The 20,126-nt window shown below is 76.8% G+C and carries 20 protein-coding genes; 5 read left to right on the forward strand and 15 right to left on the reverse strand.

The genetic code is table 11. From position 1 onward, the window contains the following. Positions 1–13 precede the first annotated feature (13 nt). Positions 14–748, reverse strand: a complete 735-nt coding sequence (locus GD880_RS05040; protein ID WP_152230531.1) for a TetR/AcrR family transcriptional regulator — start codon at positions 746–748, stop codon at positions 14–16. Positions 749–890: 142 nt separating this feature from the next. Here GD880_RS05040 and GD880_RS05045 point away from each other — a divergent pair, with 142 nt between their 5' ends. After that, on the forward strand, positions 891–1,850 hold the full coding sequence (locus GD880_RS05045) for an NAD-dependent epimerase/dehydratase family protein (protein WP_152230532.1): 960 nt from the start codon (positions 891–893) through the stop codon (positions 1,848–1,850). A gap of 72 nt (positions 1,851–1,922) precedes the next feature. Then, a complete protein-coding gene (locus GD880_RS20240) occupies positions 1,923–2,096 on the forward strand; it encodes a hypothetical protein (protein ID WP_193314381.1) in 174 nt (57 codons plus the stop codon). A gap of 79 nt (positions 2,097–2,175) precedes the next feature. Here the strand turns inward: GD880_RS20240 and GD880_RS05050 are convergent, their stop codons facing one another. The 5 genes from GD880_RS05050 to GD880_RS20250 form a co-directional block, all read right to left on the reverse strand. Further along, complete coding sequence (locus GD880_RS05050) at positions 2,176–3,813, reverse strand: NAD-dependent epimerase/dehydratase family protein (protein WP_152230533.1); 1,638 nt, start codon at positions 3,811–3,813, stop codon at positions 2,176–2,178. Further along, positions 3,810–5,126 (reverse strand): zinc-dependent alcohol dehydrogenase, encoded by a 1,317-nt coding sequence (locus GD880_RS05055; RefSeq protein WP_152230534.1) that lies wholly within the window; start codon positions 5,124–5,126, stop codon positions 3,810–3,812. Before GD880_RS05055 ends, GD880_RS05050 begins: the two co-directional genes overlap by 4 nt. 73 nt (positions 5,127–5,199) lie before the next feature. Next, a complete protein-coding gene (locus GD880_RS20245; RefSeq protein ID WP_193314366.1) occupies positions 5,200–5,358 on the reverse strand; it encodes a hypothetical protein in 159 nt (52 codons plus the stop codon). A gap of 80 nt (positions 5,359–5,438) precedes the next feature. Continuing rightward, positions 5,439–6,527 (reverse strand): YihY/virulence factor BrkB family protein, encoded by a 1,089-nt coding sequence (locus tag GD880_RS05060; protein WP_226909392.1) that lies wholly within the window; start codon positions 6,525–6,527, stop codon positions 5,439–5,441. A 222-nt stretch (positions 6,528–6,749) separates the two neighbouring features. Beyond that, on the reverse strand, positions 6,750–7,208 hold the full coding sequence (locus tag GD880_RS20250) for a pyridoxamine 5'-phosphate oxidase family protein (protein WP_193314367.1): 459 nt from the start codon (positions 7,206–7,208) through the stop codon (positions 6,750–6,752). 237 nt (positions 7,209–7,445) lie between these two features. Here GD880_RS20250 and GD880_RS05070 point away from each other — a divergent pair, with 237 nt between their 5' ends. From GD880_RS05070 to GD880_RS05080, 3 genes are read left to right on the forward strand one after another with little or no spacing between them, the layout of a single operon-like run. Next, positions 7,446–8,402 (forward strand): glycosyltransferase family 2 protein, encoded by a 957-nt coding sequence (locus tag GD880_RS05070; RefSeq protein WP_152230536.1) that lies wholly within the window; start codon positions 7,446–7,448, stop codon positions 8,400–8,402. Continuing rightward, positions 8,399–9,382, forward strand: coding sequence for a UDP-glucuronic acid decarboxylase family protein (locus tag GD880_RS05075; RefSeq protein WP_152230537.1), 984 nt, complete (start codon positions 8,399–8,401; stop codon positions 9,380–9,382). Before GD880_RS05070 ends, GD880_RS05075 begins: the two co-directional genes overlap by 4 nt. A 60-nt stretch (positions 9,383–9,442) precedes the next feature. After that, the gene (locus tag GD880_RS05080; RefSeq protein ID WP_152230538.1) at positions 9,443–9,604 is read left to right on the forward strand and encodes a zinc ribbon-containing protein; all 162 of its coding nucleotides are present in this window, start codon (positions 9,443–9,445) and stop codon (positions 9,602–9,604) included. Between the two features lie 5 nt (positions 9,605–9,609). Here GD880_RS05080 and GD880_RS05085 read toward each other — a convergent pair whose 3' ends face one another. From GD880_RS05085 to GD880_RS05125, 9 genes are read right to left on the reverse strand one after another with little or no spacing between them, the layout of a single operon-like run. Further along, positions 9,610–10,644, reverse strand: a complete 1,035-nt coding sequence (locus GD880_RS05085; RefSeq protein WP_152230539.1) for a glycosyltransferase family 9 protein — start codon at positions 10,642–10,644, stop codon at positions 9,610–9,612. Further along, positions 10,641–11,366 carry an SDR family oxidoreductase gene (locus GD880_RS05090; RefSeq protein WP_152230540.1) on the reverse strand — a complete coding sequence of 242 codons (726 nt, stop codon included), beginning with the start codon at positions 11,364–11,366 and terminating at the stop codon, positions 10,641–10,643. Before GD880_RS05090 ends, GD880_RS05085 begins: the two co-directional genes overlap by 4 nt. Positions 11,367–11,385: 19 nt before the next feature. Then, a complete protein-coding gene (locus GD880_RS05095; protein ID WP_226909393.1) occupies positions 11,386–12,873 on the reverse strand; it encodes a PfkB family carbohydrate kinase in 1,488 nt (495 codons plus the stop codon). After that, entirely contained in the window at positions 12,870–13,514 is a 645-nt protein-coding gene (locus GD880_RS05100; protein WP_152230541.1) for a D-sedoheptulose-7-phosphate isomerase, read from the reverse strand. The genes GD880_RS05095 and GD880_RS05100 overlap by 4 nt, the downstream gene beginning before the upstream one ends. Continuing rightward, positions 13,511–14,746, reverse strand: a complete 1,236-nt coding sequence (locus tag GD880_RS05105; protein ID WP_152230542.1) for a glycosyltransferase — start codon at positions 14,744–14,746, stop codon at positions 13,511–13,513. The genes GD880_RS05100 and GD880_RS05105 overlap by 4 nt, the downstream gene beginning before the upstream one ends. Continuing rightward, positions 14,746–15,702, reverse strand: coding sequence for a glycosyltransferase (locus GD880_RS05110; protein ID WP_152230543.1), 957 nt, complete (start codon positions 15,700–15,702; stop codon positions 14,746–14,748). Before GD880_RS05110 ends, GD880_RS05105 begins: the two co-directional genes overlap by 1 nt. Beyond that, positions 15,699–16,784, reverse strand: a complete 1,086-nt coding sequence (locus tag GD880_RS05115; protein ID WP_152230544.1) for a glycosyltransferase family 9 protein — start codon at positions 16,782–16,784, stop codon at positions 15,699–15,701. The genes GD880_RS05110 and GD880_RS05115 overlap by 4 nt, the downstream gene beginning before the upstream one ends. After that, positions 16,781–18,316: an HAD-IIIA family hydrolase gene (locus tag GD880_RS05120; protein WP_152230545.1), complete on the reverse strand. Its 1,536-nt coding sequence runs from the start codon at positions 18,314–18,316 to the stop codon at positions 16,781–16,783. Before GD880_RS05120 ends, GD880_RS05115 begins: the two co-directional genes overlap by 4 nt. Then, the gene (locus tag GD880_RS05125; RefSeq protein ID WP_152230546.1) at positions 18,313–20,007 is read right to left on the reverse strand and encodes a carbamoyltransferase family protein; all 1,695 of its coding nucleotides are present in this window, start codon (positions 20,005–20,007) and stop codon (positions 18,313–18,315) included. The genes GD880_RS05120 and GD880_RS05125 overlap by 4 nt, the downstream gene beginning before the upstream one ends. Positions 20,008–20,126: the final 119 nt, after the last annotated feature.

The following is a 20,126-nucleotide window of genomic DNA, read 5'->3' on the forward strand; positions in this document are numbered from 1 at the left end:
GACCGGGGCGGGCCTAGAGGCCTCGGATGCCGACGGCCCGTCCGCTGGTGCGGGCGAGATGGTCGAGGTGGTCGGCGCGGGCCTCGATCGTGCGGTGGTAGTGCCCGAAGAGCTCGAAGCTGACGGCACCGAAGAGCAGCGTCCAGGCGTCGACGACGGCGATGACCACCGCCGGGTCGACCTCGCGCAGCCCGGCGGACACGTCCGTGGGCAGGGTGGCGGCGGCGTCCGCGGCGCGGGCTGCGGCGTCCTGGCGCAGCGTCTCGCTCAGGGGCGGGGCGGGGAGCGGGGTGAGCCCCGGGCCGCGGGCCGCCTCGATGGCGATGCCGGCCAGCCGGAAGACCACGCGGGTGGCGGGGGCGACGGTGTCCGGCGGCGCCTCGTAGCCCGGCACCGGCGAGCCGTAGACGAGGGCGTACTCGTGCCGGTGCGCGAGCGCCCACTCGCGCACGCCGTGGAAGACAGCGAGCCAGCGCGCGGCGTGGTCCTCGCGGGGACAGGCCTCCTCGGCGGCCGCTGCCGCCGCCCCCACGCCCTCGTAGGCGTCGACGATCAGCGCGGTGAGGAGCGCGTCCCGGTTGGGAAAGTAGCGGTAGACCGCGGACGGGGCCATGCCCAGCTCCCGGGTCACGGCACGGACCGAGAGGTTGGCGGCGCCGAGCTCGGCGAGCTGGCGTCGGGCGACATCGGTGATCTCGCGGACGAGCTCGCGGCGGGCTCGCTCGCGCACTCCCGGGGTGGCGGCCATGGGCCCAGTCTGCCATCGGAGCGAACAGTGCACCGGTTGTGCAGCGCTGCTCTGCAACGTGAGCACCGCTCTTGACACGCAGGCGGGCAGGAGAGGACAGTGATCGCAATCGAGAACACCGCTCTCTTCAGTAGAGGTTGGCATGTCGTTGCACGTCGTCATCGGGGCCGGGCCGGTGGGCTCCGCGCTTGCCACGCTGCTGGCCGGGCAGGAGCACGACGTCCGTGTCGTCACCCGCTCCGGGCGCGGTCCGGTGCACCCCCGCATCGCCCGGGTGAGCGCCGACGTCGCCGTCCCCGGCGCGCTCATGCCCCACGTCGCGGGCGCGGTCGCGCTGTACAACTGCGCCAACCCGGCGAGCTACCAGGCGTGGGCGCGGGACTGGCCCCCGCTGGCCGCCGGCATGCTGCGGGCGGCCGAGGACAGCGGCGCGGTCCTTGTCACCATGGGCAACCTCTACGGTTACGGCCCCGTCAGCGGCCCGATCACGGCCGACCACCCCCTCGCCGCCACCACCCGCAAGGGTCGCCTCCGGGCGAGGCTGTGGGAGCAGGCGCTCGACGCCCACCACGCGGGTCGTCTGCGGGCGGTGGAGATCCGTGCCTCGGACTACCTCGGGCCCGCCGTCACGCCCGCCACCGGGCTCCTCGCCCATTACGCCGGGCCGGTGCTCAGCGGCCGGCCGACGTGGGTGCTCGGCGACCCGGACGCCCCCCACAGCTGGACGTACGTGCCCGACGCCGCGCGCACGCTCGCCGCCGCGGCGGCGGACGAGCGGGCCTGGGGCCAGGCCTGGCACGTGCCGACCAACCGCCCCGTCCCGGTGCGCGCCGTCCTCGAGGAGCTCGCCCGGATCGCCGGCCGGCCGGCGCCGCGGATCCGTCGTCTGCCGCGGGTGGCGGTGACCGCGCTCTCGCCGGTCGTCCCGGTCCTTCGCGAGCTCCGCGAGCTGCTCTACCAGTTCGAGCGGCCCTTCGAGATGGACGCCGCGGCCACGGTCGCCGCCCTGAGGGTCGAGCCGACGCCATGGTCGGAGATCCTCGCCGCGACGGCTGCGGACTGGGCCGGGCGGCTGGCGCCGGCCGGCCACGTGACTGCGTAGCCCCCAGGCACCCGGCCCGGACCATGCTCACTAGGCTGGGGGGCACGAGGCGACGACGGCGAGGAGGTCGCCATGGTGCCGGAACCGCAACCCCCGCGCGTCGCGGGACGCGACGAGGCGCACCTGCGCCACGATCCGCACTTCGACGAGCCGGTCCTGCTCGAGGAGGACGAGACGGTGCCTCCGCGGCCCGAGGAGGAGGCCGCGGACCTGCTGCGCTCCGAGCCGGACGAGAACCCCCGCTGACCCCCCACCCCGTACGACCAGGACGCCATTCTGGTCGCAGCCAGAACGTCATTTTGGCCGTGGGGAAGTTGTGGGGAGGTCAGGCCGGCTGCTGCGTGCCCACCTCGGCGCGGAACGCCTCCCCGCGGGCCAGCTCGTGCAGCCGCTCCAGTCGCGGGGAAAAGCCCTTCGAGCGCTCGACGAGCTCCTCGAAGCGCTCGGGCGGCAGGCCCAGGTCCGGGGCCAGCTCGGCGAGCGTCTCCCACAGCCCCGCCTGGCCGTTGACCGCCCCGCGCATGAGCTCGAGCTCGAGCAGGGGGGTGAGCGGGGACCGGGTGAGGACCCGGCCGTTGAGCTTGAGCCGGCCGACGCGCTCGGCCACCCACGCCGCCGCCTGCCGGTAGGGCCGCTGGCGCAGGTCGAGCGCCTCGATGATCGCGCGCAGCGCCTCCCGGGCCGCGGTGATCTCGTCGGCCAGGGCCGCCAGGTCGGGTCCCATTGCCGTGTCCGCGTACGCGTGCGCCATGTGCTGGATCCGGTCGGCGCCCCCGGTGGCCCCGGTGAGGTGGTCCGACAGGTACAGGCCCAGCAGGTGGGCGTCGATGTGCGAAGGCACGCGGGCGGCCATGACGTCTCCAGGGGTCGGACTCTCGCGGTGGCGGCCGCCGGTCTCGCGGACGTCGCGGAACTGCCGGTCGCCTGGGCGCATGGTGGGGCTGGGCGTGCCGTCGCGGTCGGCGATGCCCTCGAGCATCTCGCGGAGGGTCTCCTCGGCGTCGTGCCGGGGCGCCCAGCCCAGCTGGGCGCGCACCCGGGCGGTGTCCATGAGCGGCACGCCCATGGCCATGTCGAGCCACCCGGCGTCGGAGGCCAGGACCCGGGAGCGCCACGCCAGGTCGACGACGGGGCGGACGAGCCGCGGCGGCACCTCGACCAGGCGGCCGTGGTCGAGGACCCGGGCGAGGTCGTCGGCCCGCAGCACCGGGTCGGTGGCGACGTTGAACGCCCCGCGGGCCCGGCGCAGCACCGCGAGCAGGTACGCCCGGGCGGCGTCGTCGGCGTGGACCACCTGCAGGCGCAGCCCGGCCGGCAGCGCCAGCACCGGCAGCGTGCCGGGGCGCAGCAGCCCCGCCGGCACCCAGGGGCCGAGGAAGTACCGGGCGATCTGCGCGCCGGCCACGGCCTGGAAGACCAGGGCGGTGCGCATCCGGGCGACGGCGATCTCGGGGTGCTCGGCCTCGAACGCGTCGAGGATGCGCTCCTCGGCGGCCTTGTCCACGCTGTAGTGCGAGGAGCGGATGCCGCCGGTGGCCCAGGACTCCTCGCGCGGGACGTCGTCGTCCACCGGGGAGTAGGACGCCACCGAGCAGGCGGCCACCAGCTGGCCGACGCCCGCCCGCGCGCACGCCGCGGCGACCCGGCGGGTGCCCTCGACGTTGACCCGCCGCAACTCGTCGCGGTCGTGGTTGGGCTGGAGCACCCAGGCCAGGTGGACGACGGCGTCCGCGCCCGCGAACGCGCGGGCGAGGCGGGCGACCACCGCCTCCTCCGCGGCGTCGTTCATCGCCAGGGCGCCGACGTCGGCGCTGACCCACTCCGCCGCGTCGTACGGGGCCGCCCGCCGGTCCGGGGGCCGGCGGGCCACGCCCACCACCGACGTCACCGCCGGCTCGGCCGCCAGGGCCCGCAGCACCGCCGTGCCGACGTTGCCGCTGGCCCCGACGACGGCGACCCTCATGGCCGGTCCACCGCCGGTCCTGCCCCCTCGGGGGCCCCGGGCGCGACGTCGGCGGCGGTGTTCGCGGCGATCTCGGCGTCGGTGGCCGGCGTGTGCAGCGCGCGGGTGGCCGGGATGGTCGGGTCGAGGACGATCTTGATCGCGCCGTCCTGCTTCTTCTGGAAGGTCTCGTACGCCGCCGGGGCGTCCTCGAGCGACAGCCGGTGGGTGCGGAGGTCCAGCACGCCGAGCGGGTCGGCCGAGTCGCTCACCAGCGGCACGAGGTCGTCGACCCAGCGGCGCACGTTGGCCTGCCCCATCCGCAGGTTCACCTGCTTGTCGAACAGCTCCATCATCGGCATGGGGTCGACCGCGCCGCCGTAGACGCCGGAGAGGGAGACCGTCCCCCCGCGCCGGACCGTGGAGATGGCCAGGTGCAGCGCGCCGAGGCGGTCCACGCCGAGGTTCTTGATCATCGGGCGGGCCAGCGCGTCGGGCAGCAGGCCGGCGCCCTTCTGGACCGCCTCGGCGACGCTCGAGCCGAGCGAGCCGTGGGCCTCCATCCCGACCGCGTCGATGACGCTGTCCGGGCCGCGCCCGCCCGTCAGGCCGCGGACGGTCTCGGGCAGGTCCTCGACGTCGCGCAGGTCGAGGGTGTCGATGCCGTGGCGACGGGCCATCGCGAGCCGCTCGGGCACGAGGTCGACGCCGATGACCTCGGCCGCCCCGCGATGGCGGGCGATCCGGGCGGACATCTGCCCGATCGGGCCGAGCCCGAGCACGACGACGGAGCCGCCGTCGGGGATGTCGGCGTACTCGACCGCCTGCCAGGCGGTGGGCAGGACGTCGGAGAGGTAGAGGTAGCGCTCGTCCGGCTCGCCGTCGTCGGGGACGGGGATCGGGCCGTAGTGCGCCTGGGGCACGCGGAGGTACTCCGCCTGGCCGCCGGGGACCTGGCCGTAGAGCTTGGTGTAGCCGAACAGGGCGGCGCCCTTGTCCTGCTCGCGCACCTGGGTGGTCTCGCACTGGCTCTGCAGCCCGTGGGCGCACATCCAGCAGCTGCCGCAGGAGACGTTGAACGGGATGACGACCCGGTCGCCGGGCTTGATGTGCGTGACCTCCGGGCCGACCTCTTGGACGATGCCCATCGGCTCGTGGCCGAGGACGTCGCCGGGGTCGAGGAACGCCCCCAGCACGCTGTAGAGGTGGAGGTCCGAGCCGCAGATGGCGGTCGAGGTGATCTTGACGATGGCGTCGGTAGGTTCGGCGATCTCCGGGTCCGGGACGTCCTCGACGCGGACGTCCTCCTTGCCCTGCCAGGTCAGTGCGCGCACATGGTCTCCCGTCGTCGGTGGTGCCGCCCGCGGGCCGCGGGCCAGGCGGGCGGCGACGTGGCTGCTCGGTCCGTCAGGCGTTGCCCGTGGACTGCTCCTCGTCGTCCTCGCCCTCGGCCTGCGAGGGCTGGTGGGACGCCTCGTGAGAGGTCAGGGACTCGGGGTCGGCGTCGGGGTCCTTGTCCGGGTCGTAGGGCTCCTCGGACGGGCTCACACCGGTGTTCTCGCTCATGGATCCACCGTGGCACCGGCCCAGGGCGGTCGCATCCGGTGGCCCTCGGCCCTCGGCCCTCGGCCCTCGGCCGCGGCGGCTCAGGGGCGCGGGTCGCGCTCGGGTACGCGTTCGGGCTCGGGCTCGCGCTCGTCGTGCTCGTCCGCGAACTGCTCGCGCAGCTCGCGGCCGCGCTCGATGTCCTCCTCGGCCTTCTTGGCCTTCTTGTCGCTGGCGCGGGTGTCCCGCGGCGGCAGGCGGAGCGTCTCCTCCGCCTCGATGCCGCCCTGGAGCTCGCGGCCGCGCTCGAGCTCGGCGTCGAACTCCGCGCCGAAGAGCAGGGCGAGGTTGGTGATCCACAGCAGCAGCAGGAAGATGATGACACCGGCCAGGGCGCCGTAGGTCTTGCTGTAGCTGCCGAACTGCGAGGCGTAGAAGCCGAACACCAGGACGGCGAGGGCCGCGGTGACGATGGCGATGACGGCACCCAGGCTGATCCAGCGGAAGCGCGGCTGCTTGACGTTGGGCGTGAAGTGGTAGAGCAGGGCGACGACGACGATGGTCACGAGCAGCAGCGCCGGCCACTTCGCGATGTTCCACGCCGTCAGCGCGACGTCGCCGAGCCCGATGATGTCGCCGATGGCCCGGGCGATCGGCCCGCTGACCACGAGCAGCACGGCGGCGATGGCCACGAGCACCAGCACCACGGCGGTGAGGGCGTACATGAAGGGCCGCAGCTTCCAGATCGGCCGGCCCTCGGGCACCTCGTACATGCGGTTCATCGCCCGGCCGAAGGCGTTGACGTAGTTCGATGCGCTCCACAGGGCGATGAGGAGACCGATGACGAGCCCGGCGCCTGGGGCGGGGACGTGAGTGAGGGCGTCGATGACCGGACCGAGGGTTTGCATCGTCGTGTCGGGCACGACGTCAGCGAGCATGCTCTCCAGCGTCTTCGTCGTGGTTTCCGCCTGGCCGACGAGGCTGAGGATGGAGACGAGCGCGATGATCGCGGGGAACAGCGACAGCACCGCGTAGTACGTCAGGCCCGCGGCGAGGTCCGTGCAGTCGTCGGCCATGAACTCGCGGAAGGTGCGCTTGGTGACGTAGACCCACGACGGCTTGCGGAGGTCGGTGGGGGAGTCGGGCTTCGCGGGATGCTCCTCGTGCGGGGCCTGACGGGCCGTGGCCATGGCGTCTCCTCGGGGGAAGGCCGGGCGGGGCGCCGGCGTGGGTGCCCGGTCCCTCGACGATCGCGCGGCGCGATGCCGTGGAGGCCGAGGCGGCCGGATGGCTCGGCCCCCAGGTTCTGCCGGGCCGGACCGGTCGGCAACTCGACGAAGCCGCGCGGGTGCACCGCCGTGGGCGCCGGACCCGAGCGCCCCGCCGGCACTTGAAGGATGTCGGCCCGGCCGTCAGGCGATCTGCAGCGTGGCGTCGCGCTCCACCCGGCGCAGCGGACGGACCCGCGGGGACGACGCGGCCTCGGGGAGGATCCGCCGGCCGGCGACCTCCTCGACGGGGATGCCCACCAGGAGCTGCCCTGCACCGAACCACAGCGGCGGCAGGCCCACGTTGACGAGGGGGTCGCCGACGAGCCGGGCCCGCCCGGTCACGGTGACGTACCAGCCGGTGCCCATGACGGGGTCGAGCGCCTCGACGCCGAGCGTCATCACGGGCTCGTGCACCGCGGCCGCCAGTCGCTCGCCGTACCCGGTGCGGAAGACCATCTCGCGCTCGTGGACGACGAAGCGCACGGGCACCATGCGCGGGTGCTCGGCACCGGCGTAGCACACCCAGCCCAACCCGGCGGGCGGCAGCAGCCGCAGGCACTCGGCCCGCGAGAGCACGTCGAACTCGACCCCGGTGGGCATTCCGGTTCCCCTTCCCCCGACGAGAAAACCGGTCGCGCCACGGCGCATGCCAGGACAGGCACCCGTGCGTCGCGACACCACCAGTGTGGCACCGCCCACCGGCGGAAACCACGGGACGTCCGGCGCAATCCAGCCGGGCCGGGGCTCGGGATGCGGGCGCCCGGGGCTCGTGCCACGGTGGCGCCTACTCCGGGCCGGTATCCCGGCGCGTCCCGCCGCCGTTCGCGAGGGAGGGCGATGCTGCAGCGCACCGTGGCCGAGGGGGTCCACCGCCTCGAGCATGCCCATGTCAGCCGCTCCCTCATCGAGGACGTCCGGGTCACGGTCGTCGTCGCCAGCCGCAACCGTCGCGAGGAGCTGCTGGCCAGCCTCGCCCGGCACCGGGCCCCGGTGGTCTACGTCGACAACGCCTCGACCGACGGCAGCGCGGAAGCGGTGCGGGCCGCGCATCCGGACGTCACCGTCGTCCGGCTACGGCGGAACATGGGCGCCTTCGCCCGCACCCTGGGCGTCGCCCGCGCCACGACGGAGTTCGTCGCGTTCGCCGACGACGACTCCTGGTGGGCGCCCGGCGCGTTGGGCGCCGCCGCGGCGACGCTGGCGGCGCACCCCCGCCTCGCGGTGGTCAACGCCCGCATCCTCGTCGGTCCGGAGGAGCGGCTGGACCCGGTGTGCGCGGAGATGGCGGCCTCGCCGCTGCCCCGGCCGGACGGGGTGCCGGGTGCGCCGCTGCTCGGCTTCGTCGCCTGTGGTGCCATGGTCCGCACGGACGCCTTCCTCATGGCGGGAGGGTTCGACCCGGTGGTGCGCTTCCCCGGCGAGGAGGAGCGCCTCGCCCTCGACCTCGCCCGGCTCGGGTGGGCGATGAGCTATCTGGACGACGTCGTCGTCCACCACCACCCGTCACCTCGGCGGCACGCCCCGGACGAGCGGGTGCGCGCCATCACCCGTGCCTCGGTGCTCACCGGGGCCATGCGCCTGCCGTGGCGGCGGGCGGTCGCCCGGGGCTGGCGGGCGGCGCGGGCGGGGGCGCCCGCGCGGGCGGGGGTGCGCGACGCGCTGCGCGAGCTGCCCGCCGCCCGGCGTGCCCGCCACCGCACCACCGCCCACGTGCTGGAGCAGCTGGACCTGCTGGAGCGGGCCGCGCCAGCCGGGCCGGCGCCCGAACCGATGTCCGAAGGAGGACGCCGATGAGAACGCTGCAGGCGGTGCACAGGCCGGCCGGCGCGCCGGGCCGTGCGGTGGTGACCGGGGGCGCCGGGTTCCTCGGCAGCCACCTGTGCGAGACGCTCCTGGCCCGCGGTTGGCAGGTGGTGTGCCTGGACAACTTCCTCACCGGGACCCCGCAGAACGTCGCGGGCCTGCTGGGGCACCCGGGCTTCGAGCTCGTGCACTGTGACGTCACCGAGAACACCCACGTGCGCGGCGACGTCGACCTCGTGCTGCACTTCGCCTCGCCGGCCTCGCCGGTGGACTACCTCGAGCTGCCCATCGAGACGCTGCGGGTGGGATCGGTCGGTACCGAGCGGGCGCTGCGGCTGGCCTGGGACAAGGGTGCCCGGTTCGTGCTGGCCTCGACGTCGGAGGTCTACGGCGACCCGCAGGTGCACCCGCAGGGCGAGGACTACTGGGGCCACGTCAACCCGATCGGGCCGCGGGGGGTCTACGACGAGGCCAAGCGCTACGGCGAGGCGCTGGTCACGGCCTACCGGTCCGCGCACGGCGTCGACACCGGCATCGTGCGGATCTTCAACACCTACGGGCCGCGGATGCGCCCCCACGACGGGCGGGCGATCCCGACCTTCATCCGGCAGGCGCTGGCCGGCGAGCCGCTGACCGTGGCCGGCGACGGCAGCCAGACCCGGTCGGTGTGCTACGTCGACGACCTGGTGGCCGGGGTGCTCGCGATGGCCGCGAGCGACCACCCGGGCCCGATCAACATCGGCAACCCGCACGAGCGCTCGGTGCGCGAGATCGCCGAGGACGTCATCGCCGCCACCGGCTCCGCCTCGCGGATCGAGCACGTCCCGCGCCCGGTGGACGACCCGAAGGTGCGCCGCCCGGACACCACGCGGGCCCTGCACGTCCTCGGCTGGCGCCCGCGGGTGCCGTGGGAGGAGGGGCTGGCCCGGACGGTGGAGTGGTTCGCCCGGGCGCAGAGCGAGACGGCGTGACTCGCTGGACGAACCGGCAAGAGGACGCCCGAGGAGGCGCCCCGGAGACACAGGTGGGACATGGCAGCGCACGCGGGCGAGAGGGCCCAGAAGACGGGTGACTTCTACTGCGCGAAGTGCGACGAGAAGGTCCACGTCACGCAGGGCGACAAGATCCCCAAGTGCCCCAACGGGCACAGCGAGTTCGAGACCCGCCGCAACGAGCCGGGCACGAAGGGCTGACGCCGTCAGGCCGCCACGGCGGCCAGGGCACGCTCGACGGCGGCCCACGCCTCGTCGGCACCGATGGCGGCCAGCGCGGGGTCGACGGTGGTGCCGTGGGGATCGCCGGCGCCGTCGCCGTGCCAGAGGACGGTGTGCAGGTGCGGGTCGACGGCCGGGCCCCACGCCGCGGGGGAGACCGGGCCGAAGAGCAGGACCGACGGCGTGCCGAGGGCGGTGGCCAGGTGGGCCACGCCGGTGTCGCCGCAGACCACGAGGCGGGCGCGGCCGACGACGTCGGCCAGGTCGGACAGGTCGAGCGTGCCGGTGAGGGAGCGGATGGGCGGGGTGGTCCGGGGCCCGTTGGCCGGCGCGGCCCCGGACGCCTCGACCGGGGTGCCCCCGGCCGACGCGCCCGCGAGAACCTCGCCGCAGACGTCGGCCTCGCCGGCCGAGCCGGTCAGGAGCACCTGGTGCCCCGCCGCGACGAGCCGGCGGGCGAGGGCGGACCACCGCCGGACCGGCCAGCGCCGCGCCGCGGACGCCGCGCCGGGGTGGAGCACCACCGTGGTGCGCGGACCGGGCGGGACGGGCAGGCGCAGGTCCTCGGCGTCGCACGCGCCGCCGGCCGAACGGACCAGGCGGCACCAGCGCGTCACCTCGTGCTCTCCCGTCCGCCAGGGCGGGCCGTCGTGCCCGGCCTCGGCGTTGGCGAAGGCGACCAGGCGCGCGGGATGGGTGGCGGCCAGGACCCGGTGGCTCTGCGGCCCGCGGCCGTGCAGGTTCACCGCGACGTGCCCGGGGCGCAGCCCCGCGGGGTCGAGCCGGACACCGTCCAGGGTCTCGACGGCCGTCGTCGGCAGCACGGCGTCGACGACCCCGAGGCCGCGCAGCCACCCGCCCACGCCGGCCGGGGCGGCCAGCACGATCCGGCGGCGCGGCCACGCCCGCCGCACCCCGCGCAGCGGCGCGATCCCGGTGAGGGCGTCGCCGAGGCCCAGGGCGCGCAGCACCAGGACGTCGCCGTCCGGCCCGCCCTGCCCGGCGGCCGCCGTCGTCACGGCCAGGAGGTCTCCCTGGACGCCATGACCAGCATCTCGCGGATCTCGCTGCCCACCGGCTGGCGCAGCGCGGTGATGACGGTGGCGGCGGTGTGCGCGGGATCGTTGAGGTCCTGGTCGGGCGCCGGGCGGAACCGCTCGTCGCGCCCGTCGAAGAACGCCGTGCGCATCCCGCCGGGCACGAGGCACGTCACGCCCACCCGGCCGGCGTACTCCGCGGCCAGCGCCTGGGAGAAGCCCCGGACGGCGAACTTCGACGCCGAGTAGGCGGTGGCGGCGTCGGCCCCGCGCAGCCCGAGGGTCGAGGAGACGGTGACGACCGTCCCGCGGCTCTGCTCGAGGGAGGGCAGGCAGGCGCGCACGACGGCGACCGTGCCGAAGAGGTTGACGCGCACCACCCGCTCCCACGCCTCCGGGTCGATCTCCGCCAGCGGCCCGCAGGCGTCGGTGCCCGCCGCCGTCACCACGGCCGACGGCGGCCCCACCCGCTCGACGAGGTCCGCCACCGCCGCGGCGGCCACCGCCGAGTCGGCCAGGTCCACCGCGGCGAAGGCGACGCCGTCGGCGGGCGGCACCCGGTCCAGCACCGCCGGGGTGCCACCCGCCTGCCGCACGGCCTCGACGACGGCGGCACCGAGGCCGCTCGAGCCACCGGTGACGTAGACGGTGCCGATCGCCCGGGGGGCGAGGTCGGCGGCGGGACGGGTGCTCTGCTGGGTCACGCGGTTCTCCTTCGGGGTCTCAGGACGCGCGCCCGACCGAGGCGGCCGAGCGCTCGATGATCGTGGTGGTGGACAGCCCACCCAGGTAGGGCAGGAGGACGACGCGGCCGCCGCCGGCGCGGACGACCTCCGCCTCGGGCAGCTGGGCGCCGCCGTAGTCGCCGCCCTTGGCCCACACGTCCGGGCGCAGGCGCCGCAGCGCCTCGCGGGGGTCGTCCTCGTCGAACACGACGACGGCGTCGACGCAGTCGAGGGCCTCGAGCACGCGGGCCCGGTCCGCGGCGCCGACCACCGGCCGGCCCGGGCCCTTCAGCCGGGCCACGGAGGCGTCGGAGTTCATGAGGACGACGAGGTGGTCGCCGAGGCGGCGGGCGGCCTGGAGGGTGGCGACGTGGCCGGCGTGGACGATGTCGAAGCACCCGCCGGTGGCCACGAGGGTGCCGCCGGCGGCGCGCAGCCGGGCGGCCAGCTCCTCCAGCGTGCGCGCGGGATGCCCGTGCGGCTCCGCCGCCGAGCGACCAACCAGCCATCCTGGCTGCGCGGCGGGGCGACCAGCCTGCCCGTCCGGCTGTGCCGGGGAGCGGTCCGGCTCGGCGTCGGCCGCGGCGAGGCGGGCGCGGTAGCCCTCGGCGCCGCCGGCGGCGACCCACGCCGAGGCGTCGGCGACGGCCCGCTCCACCGCTTCCGACGGCAGCGCCCCGCCGGCAAGGGCCACGGCGGCCGTCGCGGCGAACTGGTCCCCGGCCCCGCACGGGTCCCCGCCCGCGGCCACCACGGCGGGCACGAACACCGGCTCGGTGCCGGCGGCGGCGAGGAAGGCCCCGGTCGCGCCGGCGGTCACGCACACCGCGCGCACGCCCCACGCCGCCGCCAGCCGGGCGGCGAGGACGTCGGGCGGGGCGTCCTCCGCGCACGCCGCCCGCGCCTCGGCAAGATTCGGCGTGGCCAGCGTCGCGCCCGCCACCGGCTCCCCGCCGCGCGGGTGCGGGTCCCACACCAGCGGCCGGGCGCGCGCGGCGGCCGCGAGCAGGTCGCGCAGCGACGCGTGGCGGGTGACCCCGGCGCCGTAGTCGGAGACGAGCACCGCGTCGGCTGCCGCCAGCGTCGCGCGCACGGCCTCCCGCACGGCGGCGTCCAGCTCGCCCGGGGCGCCGGGGCCGCCGTCGTCGACCCGGACGAGGGACTGCCCGCCGCTGCGGACCCGGGTCTTCGTCCTGGTGCCGCCCTGGTGCGCCAGGCGCACCAGGGTGAGGTCCCGCTCGAGCTGGGTGGCCAGGCGGGCGCCGGCGGCGTCGTCGGCCACCGGCGCGACGAGCGTGACCTGCGCGCCGGCGGCGCACAGCAGCGCCGCCAGCCCGGCCCCGCCCGGGCTCTCGCGCCGGCCGGTGACGTCGACCACCGGCACCGGGGCGTCGGGGCTGAGCCGCTCCACCCGCCCGTCCATGTCGGCGTCCAGGACGACGTCGCCGACCACCACCACGTGGGGGCGGGCGGTGGGCCGGGTCACGCGATCGCCTCGCGCAGCGGCGGGCGGACGGCGCGCCGGGGCGCCTCGCGCCGCGCGGGCAGGGGCGGCGCGCCGGCCAGGTGCTCGTCCACGGCGGCGCACAGGGCGTGGATGGCGACGAGGTGGGCCGCCTGGATGGCCGCCGTCGAGGGCGCGTCCACGCACAGCGCGTCCTCGCACAGCGCCGCGAGCGGGTTGGGTGCCGGGCCGGTCAGCCCCCACACGTGCAGCCCCAGCTCACGGCCGCGCTCGGCCGCCCTGAGCACGTTGGGGCTGCGCCCGGAGGTGGACAGCAGCACGAGCACGTCGCCCGCGCGGCCGTGCCCCTCGACCTGCCGGGCGAACATCTCCTCCACGCCGTAGTCGTTGACCAGGGCGGTGACGCTCGAGCTCTCCGCGCACAGCGAGATCGCCGAGAACGGCCGGCGCTCGGCAACGAACCGGCCGACCAGCTCGGAGGTCAGGTGCTGGGCCTCCGCGGCGCTGCCCCCGTTGCCGGCGGCGAGCAGCCGGGCGCCGTCGCGCAGCCGGTGCGCGAGGTGGTGCCCCCAGGCCTCCACCGTGGCCGCGTCCCCCCGCAGGCTCGCCAGGGCCTGGCGCAGCTCGCGCTCGTGCTCGTCGATCCACACCTCGGCGGTCATGCGGTCGCCTCCTTCACGGCAAGCAGTGCGACGGTCTCGTAGGCGGCCTCGGTGCGCGCCGCCACCTGGTCCCACCCGTACAGCTCCACCGCCCGGCGGCGGGCCGCGGCGCCGTACTGCCGGCGTCGCGCCGGGTCGGCGAGCAGCGGGCCCAGGGCGGCGGCGAGCGCGGCGGGGTCGCGCGGGTGGACGAGCAGGCCCGTGACGCCGTCGCGGACGGTGTCGAGCAGGCCGCCCACGGCGCTGCCCACCAGCGGGCGCCCGCACGCCGCCGCCTCGAGCGGGACGATCCCGAACGGTTCGTACCAGGGGGTGGCGACGACGACGTCGGCCGAGCGGATGAGGGTCGGCATGGCGGCGTGGGCGACGGCGCCGAGCAGCCGGACCCGGTCGGCCACGCCGAGCCGCTCCGCCAGCGCGCGCAGGCGCCGGGCCTCGGGGTCGTCGTCGAGGCGCTCGGCCGCGGGCCCGCCGGCCACGACCAGCTCCGCCGTCGGCAGGGCCGCGAGGGCCTCGACGACGGTGGCGACGCCCTTGCGCTCGACCAGCCGGCCGATGGTCAGCAGCCGGTGCGGCTGGCGTCGCGGCAGCGGGTCTGCCGGGGTGAACCGGCCCGGGGCGCCGTCGGCGGGGGAGAAGTGCTGGACGTCGACACCGCACGGCACCACGCGCACCCGGCTCGCGCGCACCCCGAGGCGGCCGAGCTCGCTCACCTCGTCCGAGCAGGTGGCGACGACCAGGTCGACGCGGCGGCCGAGGTCGGCCTCCAGGCGCACCCGGCCGGGTGGGGAGGTGTCCGCGGCGCCCTGGTGGCGGCGCTTGACCGAGCCGAGCGCGTGGTAGGTGTGCACCAGCGGCACCGGCACCGCGCGGGTCGCCTCGATCGCCGCGAGCCCCGACATCCAGAAGTGGGAGTGGACCACGTCGGGCGCGCGGCCGGTGGCCCACTCGCGTCCCATCCACCGGCCGAAGTCGGGCATGAAGGGCAGCAGCTCGTCCTTGGGCAGCGCCACCGGTGGGCCGGCCGGGACGTGCACCACCTGCACCCCGGGCAGCATCTCCACGCGCACCGGCTGCGCCGGGTCGTCCCGCCGGGTGTAGACGGCCACCTCGTGCCCGGCGCGCGCCAGCTCCGAGGCGAGCGCCGCGACGTGCACGTTCTGCCCGCCGGCGTCCACCCCGCCCAGGGCGGCGAGCGGGCTCGCGTGCTCCGAGACCATCGCGATCCTCATCAGACCACCTCCTTCAGCACCCTCTGCCAGTCCGACAGGAACCGCTCGAGACCGAACCGGTCCAACGCGTGCGCGCGCGCCGCCAGGCCCCGTTCGCGGGCCTCGTCGGGGTCGGCCAGCCACCGCCGGGCGGTGGCGGCGAGCGTGTCCGGGGCGGAGCTGACCACCCCCGCGGCGGCGGGCACCGACTCCGGGGCGGCGGTGGTGGCCAGGGCCAGCACCGGCAGGCCGAGCAGCATCGCCTCGATGAGGGACAGCCCCAGCGAGGTCCACCGGTAGGGGTGGAGATAGGCCCGGTGCCGGGCGAGCGCGTCGTGCATGGCCGGCTGCGGGACGTCGTCGTGCAACAAGCCCGACAGCGTCGGCGCGCGTTCGGCCAGGGCGGCCATGCCCATGCCGTACACCTCCACGGGCACGGTCTCGGCGAGGCGGAGCAGCACGTCGGTGCCGGCCACCCGCCAGCGGCGCACCGGCTCGTTGACGACGACGCCCAGGCGCTCGCGCTCGCCGGTGTAGCGGTAGCCCGGGTCGGGCACCCCGTGCTCGATGACGGTGGTCGGCGCGGCGCCGCAGTCCCACATGAGGGCGTTGAACGCGGTGACGTGCACGACCGGGATGTCGCCGCGCCCGGCCAGCGGGTGCACGGTGGCCGCGGCCCGCTCCGGCGGGGCGTTGTGCTCGACGTACACCGCCGGGACGTCCACCCCCGCGCGCAGTCCTGTCCACTCCTCGAGCAGGTCGAGCTCGTGCGGGCGCTGGAGCACGACGACGTCGCAGCGCTCCTCGCGCAGCTGCGCCGGCGTGACCTCGCGGGCCCGCGAGGGCCAGGTCCACGTGTCCGCCCGGCCGCGTCCGTCCGGGCCGCGGCCGGGCACGACCGGCAGGAGGTAGTCCTCGCCGCCCCGGAGGAACGCCGTCGCCCACGAGCCGTGCACGTGCCAGATGAGGATCCTCATGCCGGCACCCCCAGCGCGTGCGGCGCCAGGCTCCGCACGGCGTCGACGACGGCGGACGGCGCCACCCCGGTCAGGCACGGGTGGCCGGGCACGGGGCACTCGCGGGCGCGGCTGCCCCGGCACGGCGCCGCCTGGTCGCCCAGCAGCGCCACCGCCACGCCGTAGGGCGCCCATCGCTCGGCGGGGACCACGGGGGAGAAGAGTGAGACCACCGGGGTGCCGACGGCGGCGGCGAGGTGGGCCGGGCCGGTGTTGCCGACGACGACGCACGCCGCGCCGGCCAGGACGGCGGCGAGCTCGGCCAGGCTGGTCCGCCCGGCGAGGTCGTGCAGCGGGGCGCCTGCGGCGTCCGCCTCGGGTACGGCGCCCGCACCCGTGGCGGGGGCGAGGTCGTCGGCGGTGCGGGCGACGGCGGCGGCGAGGTCGCGCTCGCCCGGGCCGCCGGTGAGCAGCACCGGCCAGCCGGCGGCGCGCAGGGCGGCGGCGATCCGGGCGGCGTGGGCCGGGGCGGGCGCGCGCGACGGCACGGAGGCGCCGGGGTGGAGCACCACGTACGGGCCGGCAGGCACCAGGTGGGCGACGTCGGGCAGCGGGCCGCGCACGGCGAGCCGACCGTCGTCGCCGGCGGGCAGGGCGCCGCCCGCGGCGCGCGCCAGGTCGAGGGCGGCCTCGACCTCGTGCCCCGCGGGCCGGCGATGGCGCACGTCGAGCAGGGAGCCCGGGTAGTCCACGCTGGTGGCGGCGACGAAGGGGATCCCGGCGAGCCGGGCCAGCAGCGCCATCGGCAGCGGGCTCTGGTGGAAGGAGGTGAAGACCACGGCGCGGTCGTAGCGGCCGGCGGCCAGGTCGGCCACCAGCGCGCGGACCGCGGCGGCGTCGACCGGCGGCGGGGCGTACCCGCTCCACGGCGCGTCGAACACGAGCACCGCGTCCACGCCGGGCAGCAGCTCGCCGGCGGCCCGGCCGGCGGGGGAGACGAGCAGGTCCAGCCGGTCCGCCGTGGCGGCGAGGGCGCGCAGCGCCGGGCCGGTGAGCAGCACGTCACCGTCACTGTCCAGGCGCACCGCGAGCACGCGGCTCATGCCGGCACCTCCGCGGCGAGGGCGAGCACGATCTCCGCGGCCGCGGCCAGGTCGGCGGCCACCACCGGGGCGGCGGCGACCTCCTCCCGGCGGGTCACCGCCGTGGGCACGAGCACCGCCCGCGCCCCGGCGGCCAGCGCCGCCCCCACGTCGGCGCCGATGTCGCCGACCACCACGCACTCCCACGGCGCCACCCCCAGGGCGGCGGCGGCGCGCAGCACCAGCCCGGGCGCGGGCTTGCGGCAGAGGCACCGGTCGTCGGGCCCGTGCGGGCACACCTGCACCGTGCCGAACCCGCCGAGCAGGTCCGCCACCCGCGCGTTGACCGCCGCCACCTGCGCCCGGGTGAGCCGGCCCCGGGCCACGCCGGACTGGTTGGTGACCAGCCCGACGGCCAGCCCGGCCGCCCGCAACCGGCGCAGCGCCGCGACGGCGCCGTCGACCGGCCGCACCTTGGCCGGGTCCCCGTTGTAGGGCTCGTCGTGGACCAGGGTGCCGTCCCGGTCGAAGAGCACGGCCCGCACCGGCGGCGGCCAGGCGGCGGCGCCGCGATACCGCAGCGAGCCCCGGGCCCGGTGGGCGACGGCGACCCACGGGATGACCGCGGAGGTCGCCGCCATGGTGGCCCACTCCCGGCGCCAGCCCTCCTCGCCCGCACGCGGTCCCGGCGCGATGCGGCGGGCGGCGAAGTCGACGGTGAGCCCGGCCCAGGCGGCCCCGGCCGCCGCGGCGAGCCGCGGGCGCCGCGCCGCCGCGGCCGCGCCCGCCGCGGCGCCGGCGGCCACGGTGACCACGTGCCAACGGAACCGGCCCCGGCCGGCCTGGGCCAGCGCGCGCCACGCCCGCCCGTGCAGGGCCCGCATGAGGGCGTCGGAGGCCGCGCCGGCCTGCATCCGCACGCTCACTCGCGCGTCGGCCGGGCGCACCGGGTGGGCGATCTCCCGCTCCCCGCGCGCCAGGCGCCAGCCCGCCTGGCGCAGCCGGAGCGCGAGGTCGGCGTCCTCGCGGAAGGCGCGGGGGAAGCGCTCGTCGAAGCCGTGCACCTCCACCAGCGCCTCGCGGCGGACGGCCATGTCGGCGGTGATCCACCAGGCCGTCTCCAGCCCGGCGGTGTTGCGCTCCCAGTCGGTGGGGCGGCGGTGAGCCGGCAGCGGCACCCGCACCCGGCCCTGGACGCCGGCGACGTCCGGCGCCGCGGCGGCGAGGTCCGCCGCCAGGCGCGCCGACCAGTCGCGCGGCACCTCGACGTCGTCGTCGAGGAACGCCACCCACCGGGCGGCGGTCGTGCGCCACCCGGCGTTGCGGGCGGCCGCCGGGCCCCGCCCGCCGGAGCGGACCAGGCGCACCGGCCACGGCCGGGGCGGCAGGTCCAGCGGCGCCGCGTCGCCCAGCGGGCGGTCGTCGGCGACGACGACCTCAGCCGGCGGCAGATGACCCGGGTCATGCGCCTGGGCCGCGAGGCCGGTCAGGAGCGTGCGCAGCGAGGGGCGCCCCACGGTGGGAATGACGACGACGAGCTGCCCGCCCGTCATCGGGCGCCCCCGATACCGACCGCCTCGGGCGCGGCGGCGGCGAACAGCGCCGCGCGGCGCACCAGGTGCGGCCCCATGACGAGGGCGTCGACCGGCGCCGAACCGAACAGCTCCAAGGCGTCGCGCGGGTCGTCGACCATGGGCCGCCCGGCGGTGTTGAGGGAGGTGTTGACGACCACCGGCAGCCCGGTGCGCCGCTCGAAGGCCCGCAGGGCGGCGCCCAGCCGGGGCTGGTCGGCGGGGTCCACCGTCTGGATCCGCGCGGTGCCGTCCACGTGCACCACCGCGGGGATCCGCTCGCGCCACTCCGGGCGCACCGTGTGGACGAAGAGCATGTACGGGCTGGGCAGCGGCCCGTCGGTGAAGATCTCCGCGGCGCGGTCGGCGAGCACCATGGGGGCGACCGGCCGGAACTGCTCGCGGCCCTTGACCTCGTTGAGCCGCTCGAGGTTCGCCGCGACGCCCGGGTTGGCCAGCAGCGACCGCCGGCCCAGGGCCCGCGGCCCGAACTCGCTGCGCCCCTCGAACCAGGCCACCACGCCGTTGCCCGCGAGGACGTCGGCCACCTCCTCGGCCAGGTCGTCCGGGGTGGTGAAGGGCACCGCCGCGCCGCGCAGCCAGCCCGCGAGCTCGTCGTCGGACCAGCCGCGGCCCAGGCCCGCGCCGGGCATGGGCACCGGCTCCTCCCCGGCGCCGGCCGCGACCTGCAGCGCCGCGCCCAGCGCGGTGCCGGCGTCGCCCGCGGCGGGCTGGACCCACACCTCCTCGAAGGGGGTCTCGCGCCAGATGCGGGAGTTGGCCACGCAGTTCAGCGCGGTGCCCCCGGCCATGGTCAGCACCCGGTCCCCGGTCTGGGCGTGCACCCACCGGGCGAGGTCGACGAGGACCTCCTCCAGCCGTGCCTGCACCGAGCAGGCGAGGTCGGCCCACGCGCCACGCCAGGACTCCTCCTCCAGCCGGGCGTCGCGGTCGCGCGGCGGCGCCCAGCGCGCCCAGTCGGGGATGGGGGCGCGGAACCCGCCGTCGTCGGTGGCGCGGACGGTCTCGCGCAGCTCCTCCAGATGCCGGGGAGTGCCGTAGGAGGCCAGCGCCATGACCTTGTACTCGTCGGAGGAGCGCAGGAACCCCAGGTGCTCGGTGAGGGACTCGTAGAGCAGCCCGAGGGAGTGCGGCAGCTCCTGGCTGGCGAGGACCTCCAGCTCCGCGCCGACGTAGCGGCCCGCGAGGTGGGAGGCGTGCTCCCCGCGCCCGTCCAGCACCAGGACGCTGCTGCGCCGGTGCGGGGAGGCCAGCGCCCCGGAGGCGGCGTGGGCCACGTGGTGGGCGACGAAGCGCACGTTCGCCGGGTCCAGCCCCGGCAGCGCGGCGGCGAGGAACTGCGGCGCGCGCTCGGCGTAGGTCAGGCGCAGGTGGTCCCACGGGTCCTCCAGGCCCATCGCCGCGGCCGGGCGGGCCAGCGCCGGGTCGAAGGAGTAGGCGACGGCGTCGAGGTCCTCCGGGCGCAGCCCCGCCTGTCGCAGGCACCAGCGCATGGCCAGCTCCGGCAGCTCCCACGCGGCGAAGGGCACCGGCCGCTTGCCGTGCTTGCGTCGGCTGAAGCGCTCCTCCTCCGCGGCGGCCACCACCTGGCCGTCGACGACCAGCGCGGCCGAGGGATCGTGGAAGAGCGCGTTGACGCCGAGCACTCGCATGAGTGGCGGACCTCCGGGTCGTCGGTCAGAGTCGACGAGTCACCTATGGGTGATTCACATCACACGCCGACTCTGGGGCAGAGAACCACTTCTCGCACTTCGAGGCAATGGGAGGCCGG

The organism is Georgenia ruanii (genome assembly GCF_009193175.1).
Taxonomy (GTDB): domain Bacteria; phylum Actinomycetota; class Actinomycetes; order Actinomycetales; family Actinomycetaceae; genus Georgenia; species Georgenia ruanii.

Excerpts from the sequence above, each read along its gene's own strand:
- GD880_RS05115 (WP_152230544.1), bottom strand. The coding sequence starts at position 16,784 with ATGAGCCGCGTGCTCGCGGTGCGCCTGGACAGTGACGGTGACGTGCTG.
- GD880_RS05100 (WP_152230541.1), bottom strand. The coding sequence starts at position 13,514 with ATGACCGCCGAGGTGTGGATCGACGAGCACGAGCGCGAGCTGCGCCAG.
- GD880_RS05045 (WP_152230532.1), top strand. The coding sequence starts at position 891 with ATGTCGTTGCACGTCGTCATCGGGGCCGGGCCGGTGGGCTCCGCGCTT.
- GD880_RS05060 (WP_226909392.1), bottom strand. The coding sequence starts at position 6,527 with ATGGCCACGGCCCGTCAGGCCCCGCACGAGGAGCATCCCGCGAAGCCC.
- GD880_RS05070 (WP_152230536.1), top strand. The coding sequence starts at position 7,446 with ATGCTGCAGCGCACCGTGGCCGAGGGGGTCCACCGCCTCGAGCATGCC.
- GD880_RS05040 (WP_152230531.1), bottom strand. The coding sequence starts at position 748 with ATGGCCGCCACCCCGGGAGTGCGCGAGCGAGCCCGCCGCGAGCTCGTC.
- GD880_RS20245 (WP_193314366.1), bottom strand. The coding sequence starts at position 5,358 with ATGAGCGAGAACACCGGTGTGAGCCCGTCCGAGGAGCCCTACGACCCG.
- GD880_RS05080 (WP_152230538.1), top strand. The coding sequence starts at position 9,443 with ATGGCAGCGCACGCGGGCGAGAGGGCCCAGAAGACGGGTGACTTCTAC.
- GD880_RS05125 (WP_152230546.1), bottom strand. The coding sequence starts at position 20,007 with ATGCGAGTGCTCGGCGTCAACGCGCTCTTCCACGATCCCTCGGCCGCG.
- GD880_RS05110 (WP_152230543.1), bottom strand. The coding sequence starts at position 15,702 with ATGAGGATCCTCATCTGGCACGTGCACGGCTCGTGGGCGACGGCGTTC.
- GD880_RS05120 (WP_152230545.1), bottom strand. The coding sequence starts at position 18,316 with ATGACGGGCGGGCAGCTCGTCGTCGTCATTCCCACCGTGGGGCGCCCC.
- GD880_RS05075 (WP_152230537.1), top strand. The coding sequence starts at position 8,399 with ATGAGAACGCTGCAGGCGGTGCACAGGCCGGCCGGCGCGCCGGGCCGT.
- GD880_RS20240 (WP_193314381.1), top strand. The coding sequence starts at position 1,923 with ATGGTGCCGGAACCGCAACCCCCGCGCGTCGCGGGACGCGACGAGGCG.
- GD880_RS05105 (WP_152230542.1), bottom strand. The coding sequence starts at position 14,746 with ATGAGGATCGCGATGGTCTCGGAGCACGCGAGCCCGCTCGCCGCCCTG.
- GD880_RS05050 (WP_152230533.1), bottom strand. The coding sequence starts at position 3,813 with ATGAGGGTCGCCGTCGTCGGGGCCAGCGGCAACGTCGGCACGGCGGTG.
- GD880_RS20250 (WP_193314367.1), bottom strand. The coding sequence starts at position 7,208 with ATGCCCACCGGGGTCGAGTTCGACGTGCTCTCGCGGGCCGAGTGCCTG.